The following is a 13,252-nucleotide window of genomic DNA, read 5'->3' as shown; positions in this document are numbered from 1 at the left end:
AGATACAAGAGAGACTGGAGTTCAGACGAGAGGACTTCCGATGTCATCGCGCCGCGCCGCACGCGCGACGGCGGCGCCGGTCCAGGGCGCGCATGCCCACCAGCCCGAACGCCACGAAGCCAACGAACATCAGCACATGCGCGAGGTCGCCATTGGGCGGCACATGCGCCCCGGCCCAGAGCGTGACCGCCCAGAGCACCGGATGGCGCGTCAGGGCGAGCACGCCGGGCCGCGCCGGATCGTAGCGATCGGCCCGCGCGCCGCCGATCGAGAAGGGGTTGGGGATGCCGGCGCCGAGCGCGAGCAGCAGGCAGGCAACCGGCATCACCAGGTTCGGCACCCAGGCCTGCCAGGCCGCCCAACCCCAGAGGTGCAGCGCCGGCGCGCGCCCCGCCGCGGCCACCAGCCAGGCGAGCATGGCGACCGAGACGGCGCTGTAGGCAAGCGCGAAGCGCGCATCCCCGAGCCGCCGGACCAGCGGGCCGCGCAGGGCGGGGCGCGCCGGCAGCATGTGGCCGGCCAGGAACAGCGCCCAGGCCAGGGCGTATTCGCCCCAGCCTCCCATCACGCGGGCCCGGCCGGGACCCCCGCGCTCATCCGCCGAAGCGGGGGAACAGCACGTTGTTCTCGAGGTGGATGTGCTCGACCAGATCCGCCGCGAATTTTGCCGTGCCGTTGTACAGCGCGCGCCAGGTGGTGCAGGCTCCCTCCGGCGGGACATGCCCGTTGGTCAGCGCCTCCAGCTCGCGCAGCCGTTCGCCATGGTCGTCATGGTCGTCGCGCATGATGCCGATGGGGACGGAGAGCGTGGGCGCGCCGGCGCGCATCATCGGGAACAGGGCCTGTTCCTCCTTCGTCATGTGCGCCTCCATCTCGAAGGCCATGCGTTCCAGCAGGGCGGCGAGGCCGCGGGGCACGGCGGGGTGGTCGCGATGCACCGCCTCCACGCGCCGGGCCATGCGGGCGAGTTCCGACACTTCGCGCCGGTGGACGGCATGGTAGCGCGTCAGGATGTGGTCGATCAGCGCGTCCGTCTCCTGCGGTGCCTCATCGGTGGCGGGGGCGAGGGCGGCGAGCTCGGCCTCGATGTCCGGCAGCGCCTCGGCGGGGGCGGCATCGGCCAGGCGCGCGGCGCCGCCGCAGCAGAAATCCAGCTTGTGGCGGCGGAAGATGGCGGTCGCGCCGGGCAGGCTGGCGGCGATCTCGCCGATCGGACGGGTGGCGAAGCCGGTGTCGGAGGCGGACATGCGGGGCGGTTCCCTTCGCGCTGCGGCCGGCGCCTGAATTGGCATTCCGGATACCAATTACCTTGTAGAGGAATTGTGGTATAGTCAATGCCAATTTCTGGGGATGAATCTTGCGCCTCCTCGCCTCCACCGATTTCGCGCTGCGCGTGCTGCTCCACCTCGGTGCCGAACCCGCCCGGCAGCAGAGCACGGAGGCGCTCGCCGCCGGCATCGGCGTGCCGCGCAACCACGTGCACAAGATCGTCCAGGACCTGGCCGAGGCGGGGCTGGTGCGCACGCGGCGCGGCGCGCAGGGCGGCGTGCTGCTCGCGGTGGCACCTTCCGAGATCCGCCTGGGCGCGGTGGTGCGGCGGCTGGAAGCCGGGCAGGCGCTGGTCGAATGCTTCCGCGCCGATGGCGGCGCCTGCTGCATGGCGCCGGGATGCCGGCTGCGCGGGCATCTCGGCGCGGCACGCGACGCCTTCCTCGCAACGCTGGACGCGGTGACGCTCGCCGATTGCCTCGGTGCGGCTCAGTAGGCCATCCAGCCGCCATCGACCATCAGGTTGTGGCCGGTCACGTAGGTCGCCTCCGCGCTCGCGAGGAACAGCGCCGCGCGCGCCACGTCCTCCGGTCGGCCGAGTCGCGGCATCGGCGTGCGCATGCGGGAATACTCGAGCGGGTCGGAGCCCGGCCCGCCGAGCGGCTTGCCCGTCAGGATCCGCCCCGGCGCGACGGCGTTGCAGATGATGTGGTCCCTGGCGTGGTCCACCGCGATCTGGCGCGTCAGGTAGACCACCGCCGCCTTGCCGGTGCCGTAGGCGATCTTGCCCGGTGCGGCGACCATGCCGTGCTGGGAGGAGATATTGACGATGCGCCCCCGCGCCTCGTCCACCACCGGCTGGGTCAGGAACTGCCGCACAGCCGCCTGGCAGCCGAGGAACACGCCCTTGGCGTTGACTGCCATCACATGGTCCCAGTCCTGCTCGGTGGTCTCGAGCAGCCCGGTGCCGGCGCCGAGCGTTGCGGCGTTGTTGACCATGATGTCGAGCCGGCCGAATTCGGCGACAGCCGCGGCGACCAGCGCATCGACATCCGCCTTGCGGGCGACGTCGCAGATGCGGAAGCGCGCCGTGCCGCCGTCCTGCGCGATCACCTGCGCGGTGGGGGCGCCGCCTTCGCGCACCGCCTCCGTCAGGTCGCCGATCACGACCTTCGCGCCTTCCCGCGCGAACAGCCGCGCGATCGCCCGGCCGATGCCCGAGGCACCGCCGGTCACGATCGCGACCTTCTCCGCAAGCCGCATCCCGCACGCTCCCCGACCGCTGTCCCGGCGTATCCTAGGACAGCGCCCGGTCGGTGGGGATGCGGGAAGGATCAGGCCGCGAGCGACGGCCCGGCGTGGCGTGACAGCGCCTCGTCCATCACCGCGACGGCCACCGCGCCGAGCAGGCGCTGCGCGACATCGAGGCCGAGCAGCCCGGCCTCCTGCTCCATCAGGCGCAGGCAGTCGACGATACCGGCCGCGCTCGGCAGCGGGCGAAGATCGTTGGCGGTGCGCTGGGCGGGGAAGTCGATGGCGTCGTAGGGCATGATGGATCGTCCGTTCTGCGGCATGGGCCGGCGCGCTGCGGCGCCGGCCTCGACGGGCGGAAAATCCCTTACCGGGGGCTGAACAACCAGTCGCGAAACCTGTCGAAGTGTCGGCGACGTCGCGCGACCTTCGCGGCGCGATTCAGGCGGCGGCCCGGAATCGCAGGGTGAAGCAGGCCCCGTCGTCGATGTTCGCCGCCTCTATGTCGCCGCCCACGGCGCGCATTGCGGCGTGGCAGATCGGCAGGCCGAGGCCGGTGCCCTTGCCGGGCGGCTTGGTCGTGAAGAAGGGCTCGAACAGGCGGTACATCAGCGCGTCCGGGATCCCGCCGCCATTGTCCATGATGCGGAGGACGACGCCCTTCTGCTCGGCCCGTCCGACGATGCGGATGCTGCCATGGACCTGGCCCGTCTCGTGGATCGCGTCGCGCGCGTTCAGCAGCAGGTTCACGATCGCCTGCTCGAAGGCGATGAGGCGGCCCATCACTGGCGGCAGGTCCGCGGGCAGGTCGACCGTCACCTCTATCGATGCCTCCCGCAGCGCCGCGCGCGTCAGCACCATCGCGCCCTCGACCGCGGCGGCGAGGCTGACTGGCTCGGGCTCCCCTTCCTCCTGCGGCCGGCCGAAGACTCGCAGGTGGTCGACGATGTCGCGCGCGCGGCGTCCCTGCACGCCGATGCGGTCGAGCCGCTGCAGCACTTCGGGCAGCGCGTCCACGCCGCGCCGCTGCAGCGCGCGCGCCGCGTTGTCGGCCGCGAGCGACATGACCGCCAGCGGCTGGTTGAGCTCATGCGCGAGGCCCGCCGCCATCTCGCCCAACGTCGCGAGCCGGCCCGCCGCCTGCGCCTTCAGCTCGATGTCGCGCTCGACGGTGATGTCGCGCAGGTAGCCGACCACCTCTGTCGATCCGTCGGGCATCGTCTCCACGACGCGCAGATGCTCGCGCAGCATCAGCACGCTGCCGTCCGGGCGGCGCGCGCGGAACTCCCGCGTGCCCTGGCCATTGGTGACGGCCTGGCGCTTGAAGGCGGCATGCTCCTCGATCGGCATGTCCTCGGCCAGGTTCGACCATGGCTGCCGCTCGCCAAGCTGGTCCCGGCGCCAGCCGGTGATGCGCTCGAGGCTCTCGCTGACATGGGTCAGGGCGAAGCCGCCGGCCCGGTCCACGCGACCGCCGAAGACCACCGCGGGGAGTGCCGCCACGCGGCGTTCGAACAAGCGGTGCGTCTCGCTGGACAGGCGCTGCTCCGCCTCGACGCGCTCCACCTCCTGCCGCGCGGCGCGGCGTTCCCGCGCGAGAATGAGGACGATCCCGCCCGCGAGCACTGCGAGCACGACGGCGAAGGCCACCATGCGGGTCGAGGTGATCAGCGTCGACACCGCGTCCTCGACCGCATTGGCGCCGAGCGTCGCGACGACGGCGAGGTTCGTCCCCGGCAGGCGCCGCCAGCCGACGAAGGCCTCGGCGCGCGCATCCTGGCGCCGCGTGAAGGACCCGGAGGGCCGGACTGCGAGGAGGCGCCGCAGCGGATCGGTGCTGGCGAGGTCCTGGCCGATCGAGGCCTGCGGCGTCTCGCTGTGCGCGGCGATGGTCGCCTCCCCGCGCAGCAGCAGGGCGGCGTCGCCCGGCGTCAGCGTGAGTTCCGACAGCGCCTCGGACAGGCTGTAGAGGTCGAGCGAGACGACCACCACGCCGCCGAAGCGCCCGCCCTCGTCCCGCATGGGCTTGGTCAGCTGGATCGTCCAGCGGTTCGAGACACGCCCCAGCACGGGAACGCTGACGAACATCTCCTGCATCCCCTGCGCATGGATGCGGAAATGCTCCCGGTCCCCGAGATAGACGCGCGAGTCGCGGCGGGAGATGCTGGACCAGTCCATCCAGCCATCCGCGCCGATCAGCGCCACCTGCACGAAGCCGAAGCTGCCGGAATTGGCGGTGGCGGCGATATGGTTCTCAAGCGCCGCCGCGCCTTCGATGTTGCCCCGCTCGCGCAGCGTGAACCAGGCCTGGGCGAGGCGATGCAGCACGTCGGCCGCCTCGATTCGACGGATCACGACCTGCTGCGCGACGCCGGCGGCGACCTCGGCGCGGGCACGCGCCTCACTGTCGCTGCGCGCGCGCACGCCGGCGACGAGCGACTCGCTGACTGCCACAGCCAGGACGGTCAGCGCGAGCAGGAGCAGGACGAAGGCGCCCTGCCGCTGGATCCACTGCATCGGCGCGCCGCGCGACTCTGCCGCGGCCGGGCCGTTCGGGTGGTTCGTCATGCGAGGTGTCCGATCGCCATGCCGTTTCCTGTCGCGATATCACGGCCCGCTCGGCGCGACGTGTCGACCCCTGTCGTGGTTTGTCGCCCGGGCCGCCGCATCGCCGCGTGGCCCGTCAGCCCTTGGGGAAGGCGGTGAAGACGTAGCCGCGGTTGCGCACCGTCGCGATCGTGCGTTCGCAGCCCGGACCGAGCTTCTGGCGGACATGCAGGACAAGGTTGTCGAGCGCGCGGTCGTCCGGGCGCCAGGGGCGGCCAAGCACGCGCTGGGTCAGCTCGTCGCGGTCGAGCGCGCGGCCGGCATGCTCGGCCAGCACCGCGACGAGGTCGAACTCGGCCGCGGTCAGCGGCACCTCGCTGCCATCCGGGCGCGTCAGGCGCCGTTCGCCGACATTGAGGCGCCATTCCGCCGGGGTGGCGGCTTCCGGCCCGCCGCCGGCGCGGCGCAGATGCGCGCGGATCCGCGCCACCAGCTCCCGCCCGGATGTCGGCTTCAGCAGGAAGTCGTCCGCGCCGATCTCGAGCGCGACGATCCGGTCCGCTTCCGCGCGGTTGCCGGTGAGGAACAGGACAGGCGCCGCGGTCAGCGCCCTGAGGCGCGGCAACAGCGGCACTGTGTCGACCGCGCCCAGCCTCTGGTCGAGCAGCACCAGGTCCGGTTTGCCGGCGGCGAGTTCCGCCAGCGCCGCATCCCAGGTGGTGGCGACGATCGGACGCATCCCGTAATCCGACAGCGTGTCGGCGACTTCCCTCGCCAGGTCGACATCATCCTCGACCACCAGGATGACCCGGCCGGCGCTTGCGGCTCCGTTCAAGGCTTGCTCGCGCTCCGTGCAATGAGATGCCGGTAGCATAGCAACCATTCACGGAAAGTTTCGACTCGGGGTCGGGGGACGCTCGAAACCTCGCGACGTCTCCAAAGAATATGACAAAAGCCGACAATTCGACAGGTGTGTCCGCCGGACGTCTTGCCTAATCGTCCCGATGCCGGGGGCGGCACCATCAAGAACCGGCGGGCCGCAGCCCGCCCCCGTTGTGGAGATGGCATGAGCGAGACCGGCGCCGGGACACCCGCCCCAGCTCCCCTGGCGATTCTGATCGTCGATGACGAGGAGGAGGTCGCCCTCGAGATCGCCGACGGCCTGCGCTCGGACGGTTACCTCGTCGAGGTGGTGACGAGCGGCCGCGCCGCGCTCGACCGGATCGAGCTTGCCCCGGGGCGCTTCAGTGTCGTCGTGACCGACATCCGGATGCCCGGCATGGACGGCGTGGCGCTCGCGCGCGACATTCTCGCCATGACGGACGAGGCGCGGCGCCCTGAGGTCATCCTCGTGACCGGCCACGGCGTTCCGCGGGAAATCGCGCAGTCCCTGCCGGGCGACCGCGTCTCGGTCGTGCGCAAGCCCTTCCGCTGGAACGAGCTGATTGAGCCGCTGGAAGCCGCGCATGCGCGCGCGGCGGCACGCATGGCCGCGGGCGCATGACCGGCGGGCGCCGGCCGGCGGCGGACCAGGCCCCGGCGGCGCTCTCGGTCCTTGTCGTCGACGACGAGAAGGAACTGGCCGAGGAACTGGCCGATGGCCTCATCGAGGCCGGCCTGCCGACCAGGATCGCCTCCTCCGCCCCGGAAGCGCTCCGCCTGCTCGCCGAGGCGCCGGACATCGCCGTCATCGTCACCGATGTCCGCATGCCGGGGGGCGACGGCTTCTCCCTCGCGAGCCGCCTGGTCGCCGGTGCGCGGCCCGAGACGGCGCGTCGCGTGGTCATCATGACCGGCCAGTCGACGCTCGACGACGCCTCGGCGGCGCTGCGCGCCGGCGCCTTCGACTACCTGCGCAAGCCCTTCGCGCTCGACGACCTCGTTGCCATCGTCTCCCGCGCGGCAGAGTCGGCGGCGGCGGAACGCAAGGGGCATCAGGACGCGCAACTCACCCGCGCCAGGCTCATCAAGGCGGAAGCCGAGACGGCGCGGATGCGGCGGCGCGACCAGCTGACCGGCCTGCCCAACGTCCAGGCGCTGCAGGATGCGATTGCCGGGCTCGGCGAGATGCCGGTGGCGCTGCTCATGATCCGGCTCGATGGCCTGCATGTCGTGACGGATGCGGGCTGGCGCGGGCTGCACGACCGGCTGCTCGCCGACGCGGCGGACCGCTTCGCCGCGGTGGCGGGGCGCGAGAGGCTCTACGCGCTGCATGACGCGGCGCATTTCGCGGTCCTGCTCGATGGCGCCTCCGCGGCGGATGCCGAGGCGGTCGGCCGGGCGCTGCTCGCCGCGACGGTGGAACCGATGCGCGCCGGGGACCAGGCGCTCGCCCTGACCGCCTCCGTCGGCCTCGCGACACGCGAAGGCGCGGGCACCGCGCCGCTCGATGTCTGTGCCCAGGTCGCGACGGCGGAGGCCGGCCGCCAGGGCAGCGGGCGGCTCGTGGCCTATTCGGCGCGCATGCACAGCGATGCCGCGCGGCGTCTGCGCGTGGCGCAGGACCTGCCCGCCGCCGCCGCCGCGGGACACCTTTCCCTGATGTACCAGCCGCTCGTGGCGCCCGACCTGTCGGCGTTGCTCGGCTTCGAGGCGCTGATGCGCTGGACGCATCCCGTCCTCGGCCCGGTCGGGCCGGACGAGTTCATCCCGGCGGCCGAGGAGAGCGGCGCGATCCTCGAGATCGGGGCCTGGGCGCTCGAGACCGCCGCGCAGCAGGCCGCCTGCTGGCGGGGCGCGACATCGCGCGCGCCCTATGTGTCGGTGAACCTGTCGGGCCGGCAATTGCAGGAAGCCGACGTGCCGGCGCTCGTGCTGAGCGCGCTCGACGGCGCGGACCTGCCGCCCGGATCGCTCGTGATCGAGGTGACGGAAACCGTGGCGGCCGGCGCCGGCGCGCCGGGGATCCTCGCCGCGCTCCGCGCCCACGGCCTGCGCGTCGCGCTCGACGATTTCGGCTCGGGCTACACGTCTCTCTCCACGCTGCGCAGCCTGCCGGCGGACATCGTGAAATTCGACCGCAGCCTGCTGCCCGCCGGCGCCGAGGATGCGCGCGGCGCCGCCTTCTTCACGCGCCTGGGCCAGGCGGTGCAGGGCCTCGGGCTCGACATCGTCGCGGAAGGTATCGAGACCGATGCGCAGCGCGCGCTGGCCGCGGGCGCCGGCGTCTACGCCGTGCAGGGCTACGGCGTCGCGCGGCCGATGTCGGCCGATGGCGCGATGGCGCGGATCGCCGCCTTCAGCTCTCGATAGGCGCCGCGCGGCGCTGCCGCTCGCTCTCGGTCTTGAGCTGGCCGCAGGCGGCCAGGATGTCGCGCCCGCGCGGCCGGCGGATCGGGCTCGCATAGCCGGCGTCGTTCACGATCTGCGCGAAGCGCTGGATCGCCTCGCTGGTCGAGGTCTTGTACGGGCTGCCGGGCCAGGGATTGAACGGGATCAGGTTCACCTTGGCCGGGATGCCGCGGATCAGGCGGACCAGTTCGCGCGCCTCGGCCTCGCTGTCGTTCACGCCGCGCAGCATGACGTATTCGAAGGTGATGCGCCGCGCGTTCGACGCGCCGGGATAGCGGCGGCAGGCGGCGATCAGCTCCTCGATCGGGTACTTCCGGTTCAGCGGCACGATCTCGTCGCGGAGCTCGTTCGTCACGGCATGCAGCGAGACAGCGAGCCCGACGCCGAGCTCCGCCCCGCAGCGGTCCATCATCGGCACGACGCCGGAGGTGGACAGCGTGATGCGCCGTCGCGACAGGCCGATGCCCTCATGGTCCATGACGATCCGCAGCGCCTTGGCCACGTTCTCGTAGTTGTAGAGCGGCTCCCCCATGCCCATCACGACGATGTTGGACAGCAGCCGCGGCGCGCCGTCCTTGGGCGAAGGCCATTCGCCGTAGGAATCGCGCGCCGCCATGAACTGGCCGACGATCTCGGCCGCGCCGAGGTTGCGCACCAGCTTCTGCGTGCCCGTGTGGCAGAAGCGGCAGGACAGGGTGCAGCCCACCTGGGTCGAGATGCAGACCGCGCCGCGATCCTCCTCGGCCGAGGGGATGTAGACCGTCTCGACCCGCTGCGCGTCGCGGAAGGCGAAGACCCATTTGCGCGTCGAATCCGCGCTGTCCTGCTGCGTCGCGACATCGGGCCGGCCGACGACGAAGCGCTCGGCGAGCTTCGCCTGCATCGGCTTGGCGATCGTCGTCATCTTCGCGAAGTCGGTCGCGCCCTGGTGGTAGATCCAGTGCCAGAGCTGCTTGGCACGGAACGGCTTCTCCCCGATCGCCGCCATCTCGGAGATCAGCTCCTCGCGCGACAGGCCGACCAGGTCGCGCCGCCCGTCGGCGAGCGTCGCCGGCGGGGGGGCGAACAGCGCCGCCTTGGCGAGGATGCGCGCGCGCTCCGCCGCGGCCAGCCCGTCGGTCGCGGCGGCCTCGCTCATCGGCGCGACGCCGGGCATTCCTGGCTGATCGCCTCATGCGCGGCGGAGAAGCCCGAAAGGCTGAAGGTGTCCGTCGCCGTGCCGCGCCCGCCCGCCCGCGGGCCGCGCGCCACCGCATTGGCGCCGCCGCGGAAGGCGGCGACCGCCGCGCGGCCATCGTTGGCGAAGGCCGAATTGGCGCTGGTGTAGAAGGGGAGGTTGGTGTTGCCGACCGCGACCGTGACATTCGCGTTGCGCGGATAGGCGTAGCCCGCCGTGATCGCGACCTGGTCGCGCCCCTGGGTCCGGTGCGTGACCGTGAGGATCACCCCGTCCCGCTGCGGATCGGTGCGGGAGGCACGGGTGAAGGCGTAGCAGACCTTCTGCCCATTTTCCGTATGCACGGCCGCCGTCCAGTCCTGGAAGTCGCCGAGCTTGCGCGGGCCGGGCTGCGCGGGCGCGGCCGGTCGCTGCTGCGCCAGGGCCGGCACGGCAAGAAGGGCGACGAGGGCGGGAATCATGAGAACGGCTCGCATGGGACCTTAGATACGAAGCCCGGCCCGGCGGGGCAACCGCCGCCCGTCTGGCCCGGCGCGCGCGTCCGGCGTAACAGGCCGGCATGAGCGACCCCGCCGACGCAGCCCTCGCCGCCCAATACGAGGCCTACCCCTATCCGCAGCGGGACCCGCGCGACGAGGCGAAGCGCCTTGTCGTGGGCAGCCCGAGCCATCTGCGGGAGGTGGACCACTGGATCTTCGGTGCCGGCCGCCCCGCCGCGGCGCCGCTCAGGGCGCTCGTCGCCGGGGGCGGGTCGGGCGACGCGACCGTGATGATCGCGCAGCAGATGACGGATCAGGCACGTTCCGGCACCGTGACCTGGCTCGACCGTTCCGCTGGCGCGCGCAAGGTGGCCGGCGCGCGCGTGGCGGCGCGCGGGCTTTCGAACGTGGTCTTCGAGGAAGGCTCGATCCTCGACCTGCCGGGCAGCGGCCTCGGCCCCTTCGACTACATCGATTGCTGCGGCGTGCTGCACCACCTGCCGGACCCGCTGGCGGGGCTGCAGGCGCTCGTCTCGGTCCTCGCGCCGGGGGGCGGCATGGGGCTGATGGTCTATGCGCCGCATGGGCGGACGGGCGTCTACATGATGCAGGATGCGCTGCGGCTGGTCGCGCCGGCCGACCTGCCGCCGGCGCAGCGCGTCGAGATCGCGAAGCGGCTCTGGCGCCAGGCGCCGGATACCGCCTGGCTGCGCCGCAATCCCTGGATCACGGATCATGTGCAGGGCGGCGATGCGGGCTTGTACGACCTGCTACTGAACCCACGCGACCTCGCCTACACGGTGCCGCAATTCGCCGCGCTGCTGGACGCGGCGGGGCTCGAGATCCGCTGCCTGGTGGAGCCGCTGCGCTACGACCCCGAGGCCTATTTCACCGACCCGCGGCTGCGCGAGCGCATTGCGGGCCTCGATGCGGCGCAGCGCGCGGCGCTCGCCGAGGCCGCCTGCGGCAACATGGGCATCCACATCGCCTATGTCGTCCGCAAGGGGCAGGCGCCTCAGGCCCCGCCCTGGGAGGACCCCGCCGCCGTGCCCGTGCTGCGGGAACTCGATGGCGCGAAGGTCGCCGGGCAGATCCCGCCCGACGGCGTGCTGCGCATCGCCTTCGACGGGCTCAAGGTGCCGCTGCCCCTGCCGCGGCTCGCCGCGGCGATCCTCGCCCGCGTGGATGGGCGGCGCAGCATGGGCGCGATCGGCGATGAACTCGCGGCCAATGGGGTCTCCCGCGAGGCCTTCGCGCGCGACTTCGCCACGCTCGCCCGGCAGATGGAGCGGGTGAACCGGATGCTGCTCGCCGCACCCTGAGCACGCGAAACCCGTTCCGCGCGGGCGCGATCCCGGCCTAGGCTTCCCCCGATGGCCTGAAGGCCGAGGAGGAAGACGTCCATGATCACCCGACGCGCCCTGGCCGGCGCCGCCGGCGCGGTGTTCGCCGCGCCCAACGCCCGCGCCCAGCAGGGCTGGCCCGACAAGCCCGTCCGCTACGTGATCGGCGGCGCGGCCGGCGGCGTCTCGGACATCTTCCTGCGCATGATGGAGAACCGGCTGCGCGAGCGGCTCGGCCAGCCCATGGTGATCGACCCGCGCCCCGGCGCCGGCGGCATGGTAGGGGCGGAGGTGACGGCGCGCGCCGCCGCGGATGGCTACACTTTCTACGTCAACCACATCGCCTCCCACGGCATCGGGCCGACGCTCTACCGGCGCCTGTCCTTCGATCCGCTGCGCGACCTGCCGGGGGTGGCGCGCATCGCCGCCATGCCGAACGTGCTGATCGTCAAGGGCGACGGGCCGGTGAAGACGGTGGCCGAGCTCATCGCCTTCTGCCGTGCCAATCCGGCGCGGGCGAACTTCTCCTCGGCCGGGTCGGGCACCTCCTCCCACCTCTCGGGCCTGCTGTTCGGCATGCGCACCGGCGTCGAGGTGACGCATGTGCCCTATCGCGGCACCGCACCGTCCATGGCCGCCGTGCTGAACGGGGAGGCGCTGTTCGCGATCGACAATGCGCCGGCCTCGCGCCAGCAGGTGCTGTCGGGGATGTTGCGCGCGCTCGGCGTCTCCACCGCGCGCCGGGCGAGCACCATGCCGGAGCTGGCCACGCTGCAGGAACAGGGCGTGCCGGAGTTCGACGTCGCCTCATGGTACGGCATCGTCGCGCCATCGGGCGTGCCGCAGGCGATCCGCGAGCGGCTGGGCGCGGAAATCGTCGCCGCGCTGGAAGACCCCGCCATCGCCCAGCGCATCCGCGACTACGGCGCCGAGCCCTGGCCGCTCGGCCCCGCCGCCTACGACGCCTTCATGCGGGAGGAGGTGGCGAAATGGGCGCCGGTGGTCCGCGCCTCCGGCGCGCAGATCGATTGAGGTTCAGCGCGCCCGCGCGGTCTCCAGGATCTCCCGGAACAGCCGCGCGGGCAGGCCGCCGCCGGCCACACCTTCCATCGGCGTCGCGTCGTCATTGCCGAGCCAGACGCCCATGACGAGGCCGCCGGCAATCCCCACGAACCAGGCGTCGCGATTGTCCTGCGTGGTGCCGGTCTTGCCCGCGACGGCAAGGCCCGGCACCGCCGCCGCGCGCCCGGTGCCGCGCGCGACGGTCGCGGCCATCATCCGCCGCATTGTCTCCGCCGCCTCTGGCGCCACGGCCTGGGATCGCGGCGGGGCCGCCCAGGGGATAGCGCGCCCTTCCGCCCGCGCCTCCGCCACGCCATGCGGCGTGACGCGATGCCCGCGATTGCCGAAGGCGGCATAGGCCGTGACCAGGTCGAGCAGCGTCACCTCCGTCGTCCCCAGCGCGAGCGAGGCCTCCCGCGGGAAGGGCCCGGGCAGGCCGAGCCGCTCCGCCGCCGCCGCCACCGGCCGCGGTCCGCCGGCGCGCTGCAGCAGCCGCACCGCCGCGGTGTTGACCGAGTGCGCGAAGGCGTCCTCGATCGTGATCTCGCCGCGCGGGCGCCAGGTGCCGTTGCCGGGGGACCAGCCGCCGAGCGTCAGCGGCCCGTCGGCAACCAGCTCCTCGGGCCGCGCGCCCGCCTCGACCGCGGCAAGATAGACGAAGGCCTTGAAGGCCGAGCCCGGCTGCCGTCGTGCCTGGGTCGCGCGGTTGAAGGGGCTGCTGCGGTAGTCCCGCCCGCCGGCCATGGCGCGCACCGCGCCGGTCTGCGCATCCAGTGCCACCACCGCGCCCTGCCGCGCCCCCGCCGCGCGGCCGGGCCCGGCGAGCAGCGCCT

At 72.7% G+C, this 13,252-nt stretch carries 14 protein-coding genes; 5 read left to right on the top strand and 9 right to left on the bottom strand.

The features are described 5' to 3' along the window. Positions 1-43: 43 nt before the first annotated feature. Both HW577_RS11455 and ric read right to left on the bottom strand, forming a co-directional pair. Entirely contained in the window at positions 44-565 is a 522-nt protein-coding gene (locus HW577_RS11455) for an NnrU family protein (protein WP_198376268.1), read from the bottom strand. 28 nt (positions 566-593) lie between these two features. Then, entirely contained in the window at positions 594-1,247 is a 654-nt protein-coding gene (ric, locus tag HW577_RS11450; RefSeq protein WP_198376267.1) for an iron-sulfur cluster repair di-iron protein, read from the bottom strand. 110 nt (positions 1,248-1,357) lie between these two features. Here ric and HW577_RS11445 point away from each other — a divergent pair, with 110 nt between their 5' ends. Beyond that, positions 1,358-1,765 (top strand): RrF2 family transcriptional regulator, encoded by a 408-nt coding sequence (locus HW577_RS11445; protein ID WP_232474863.1) that lies wholly within the window; start codon positions 1,358-1,360, stop codon positions 1,763-1,765. Here HW577_RS11445 and HW577_RS11440 read toward each other — a convergent pair. The 4 genes from HW577_RS11440 to HW577_RS11425 all read right to left on the bottom strand — a co-directional run bounded on the left by HW577_RS11440 (position 1,759) and on the right by HW577_RS11425 (position 5,902). Then, complete coding sequence (locus HW577_RS11440; protein WP_198376266.1) at positions 1,759-2,532, bottom strand: SDR family NAD(P)-dependent oxidoreductase; 774 nt, start codon at positions 2,530-2,532, stop codon at positions 1,759-1,761. The genes HW577_RS11445 and HW577_RS11440 overlap by 7 nt on opposite strands. A gap of 71 nt (positions 2,533-2,603) precedes the next feature. Further along, positions 2,604-2,819, bottom strand: a complete 216-nt coding sequence (locus HW577_RS11435; protein WP_198376265.1) for a hypothetical protein — start codon at positions 2,817-2,819, stop codon at positions 2,604-2,606. Between the two features lie 142 nt (positions 2,820-2,961). Beyond that, positions 2,962-5,088 (bottom strand): ATP-binding protein, encoded by a 2,127-nt coding sequence (locus HW577_RS11430; RefSeq protein WP_198376264.1) that lies wholly within the window; start codon positions 5,086-5,088, stop codon positions 2,962-2,964. A gap of 115 nt (positions 5,089-5,203) precedes the next feature. Then, positions 5,204-5,902, bottom strand: coding sequence for a response regulator transcription factor (locus tag HW577_RS11425; RefSeq protein ID WP_198376263.1), 699 nt, complete (start codon positions 5,900-5,902; stop codon positions 5,204-5,206). A 231-nt stretch (positions 5,903-6,133) separates the two neighbouring features. Here HW577_RS11425 and HW577_RS11420 point away from each other — a divergent pair, with 231 nt between their 5' ends. Together HW577_RS11420 and HW577_RS11415 are read left to right on the top strand one after the other, a co-directional pair. Further along, on the top strand, positions 6,134-6,571 hold the full coding sequence (locus tag HW577_RS11420; RefSeq protein ID WP_198376262.1) for a response regulator: 438 nt from the start codon (positions 6,134-6,136) through the stop codon (positions 6,569-6,571). Then, positions 6,568-8,319, top strand: coding sequence for a putative bifunctional diguanylate cyclase/phosphodiesterase (locus tag HW577_RS11415; protein ID WP_198376261.1), 1,752 nt, complete (start codon positions 6,568-6,570; stop codon positions 8,317-8,319). The genes HW577_RS11420 and HW577_RS11415 overlap by 4 nt, the downstream gene beginning before the upstream one ends. Here HW577_RS11415 and rlmN read toward each other — a convergent pair. Both rlmN and HW577_RS11405 read right to left on the bottom strand, forming a co-directional pair. Continuing rightward, a complete protein-coding gene (rlmN, locus tag HW577_RS11410; protein ID WP_408639528.1) occupies positions 8,306-9,514 on the bottom strand; it encodes a dual-specificity RNA methyltransferase RlmN in 1,209 nt (402 codons plus the stop codon). The genes HW577_RS11415 and rlmN overlap by 14 nt on opposite strands. Next, positions 9,493-9,996, bottom strand: coding sequence for an invasion associated locus B family protein (locus HW577_RS11405; RefSeq protein WP_198376259.1), 504 nt, complete (start codon positions 9,994-9,996; stop codon positions 9,493-9,495). Before HW577_RS11405 ends, rlmN begins: the two co-directional genes overlap by 22 nt. Before the next feature lie 98 nt (positions 9,997-10,094). Between HW577_RS11405 and HW577_RS11400 the strand changes: the two genes are divergently transcribed. Both HW577_RS11400 and HW577_RS11395 read left to right on the top strand, forming a co-directional pair. Beyond that, on the top strand, positions 10,095-11,336 hold the full coding sequence (locus HW577_RS11400) for a class I SAM-dependent methyltransferase (RefSeq protein ID WP_198376258.1): 1,242 nt from the start codon (positions 10,095-10,097) through the stop codon (positions 11,334-11,336). 81 nt (positions 11,337-11,417) lie between these two features. Then, complete coding sequence (locus HW577_RS11395) at positions 11,418-12,389, top strand: Bug family tripartite tricarboxylate transporter substrate binding protein (protein WP_198376257.1); 972 nt, start codon at positions 11,418-11,420, stop codon at positions 12,387-12,389. A gap of 3 nt (positions 12,390-12,392) precedes the next feature. Here HW577_RS11395 and HW577_RS11390 read toward each other — a convergent pair. Beyond that, the coding region (locus HW577_RS11390; RefSeq protein WP_269769536.1) for a transglycosylase domain-containing protein at positions 12,393-13,252 on the bottom strand (860 nt) is incomplete at its 5' end.

Origin of the sequence: Neoroseomonas rubea (genome assembly GCF_016106015.1) — a bacterium.
Lineage (GTDB): Bacteria > Pseudomonadota > Alphaproteobacteria > Acetobacterales > Acetobacteraceae > Neoroseomonas > Neoroseomonas rubea.
This window is presented reverse-complemented; position numbering and strand designations above follow the sequence as displayed.

Excerpts from the sequence above, each read along its gene's own strand:
- HW577_RS11400 (WP_198376258.1), top strand. The coding sequence starts at position 10,095 with ATGAGCGACCCCGCCGACGCAGCCCTCGCCGCCCAATACGAGGCCTAC.
- HW577_RS11405 (WP_198376259.1), bottom strand. The coding sequence starts at position 9,996 with ATGATTCCCGCCCTCGTCGCCCTTCTTGCCGTGCCGGCCCTGGCGCAG.
- HW577_RS11415 (WP_198376261.1), top strand. The coding sequence starts at position 6,568 with ATGACCGGCGGGCGCCGGCCGGCGGCGGACCAGGCCCCGGCGGCGCTC.
- HW577_RS11455 (WP_198376268.1), bottom strand. The coding sequence starts at position 565 with ATGGGAGGCTGGGGCGAATACGCCCTGGCCTGGGCGCTGTTCCTGGCC.
- rlmN (WP_408639528.1), bottom strand. The coding sequence starts at position 9,514 with ATGCCCGGCGTCGCGCCGATGAGCGAGGCCGCCGCGACCGACGGGCTG.
- HW577_RS11430 (WP_198376264.1), bottom strand. The coding sequence starts at position 5,088 with ATGACGAACCACCCGAACGGCCCGGCCGCGGCAGAGTCGCGCGGCGCG.
- HW577_RS11440 (WP_198376266.1), bottom strand. The coding sequence starts at position 2,532 with ATGCGGCTTGCGGAGAAGGTCGCGATCGTGACCGGCGGTGCCTCGGGC.
- ric (WP_198376267.1), bottom strand. The coding sequence starts at position 1,247 with ATGTCCGCCTCCGACACCGGCTTCGCCACCCGTCCGATCGGCGAGATC.
- HW577_RS11435 (WP_198376265.1), bottom strand. The coding sequence starts at position 2,819 with ATGCCCTACGACGCCATCGACTTCCCCGCCCAGCGCACCGCCAACGAT.
- HW577_RS11420 (WP_198376262.1), top strand. The coding sequence starts at position 6,134 with ATGAGCGAGACCGGCGCCGGGACACCCGCCCCAGCTCCCCTGGCGATT.
- HW577_RS11395 (WP_198376257.1), top strand. The coding sequence starts at position 11,418 with ATGATCACCCGACGCGCCCTGGCCGGCGCCGCCGGCGCGGTGTTCGCC.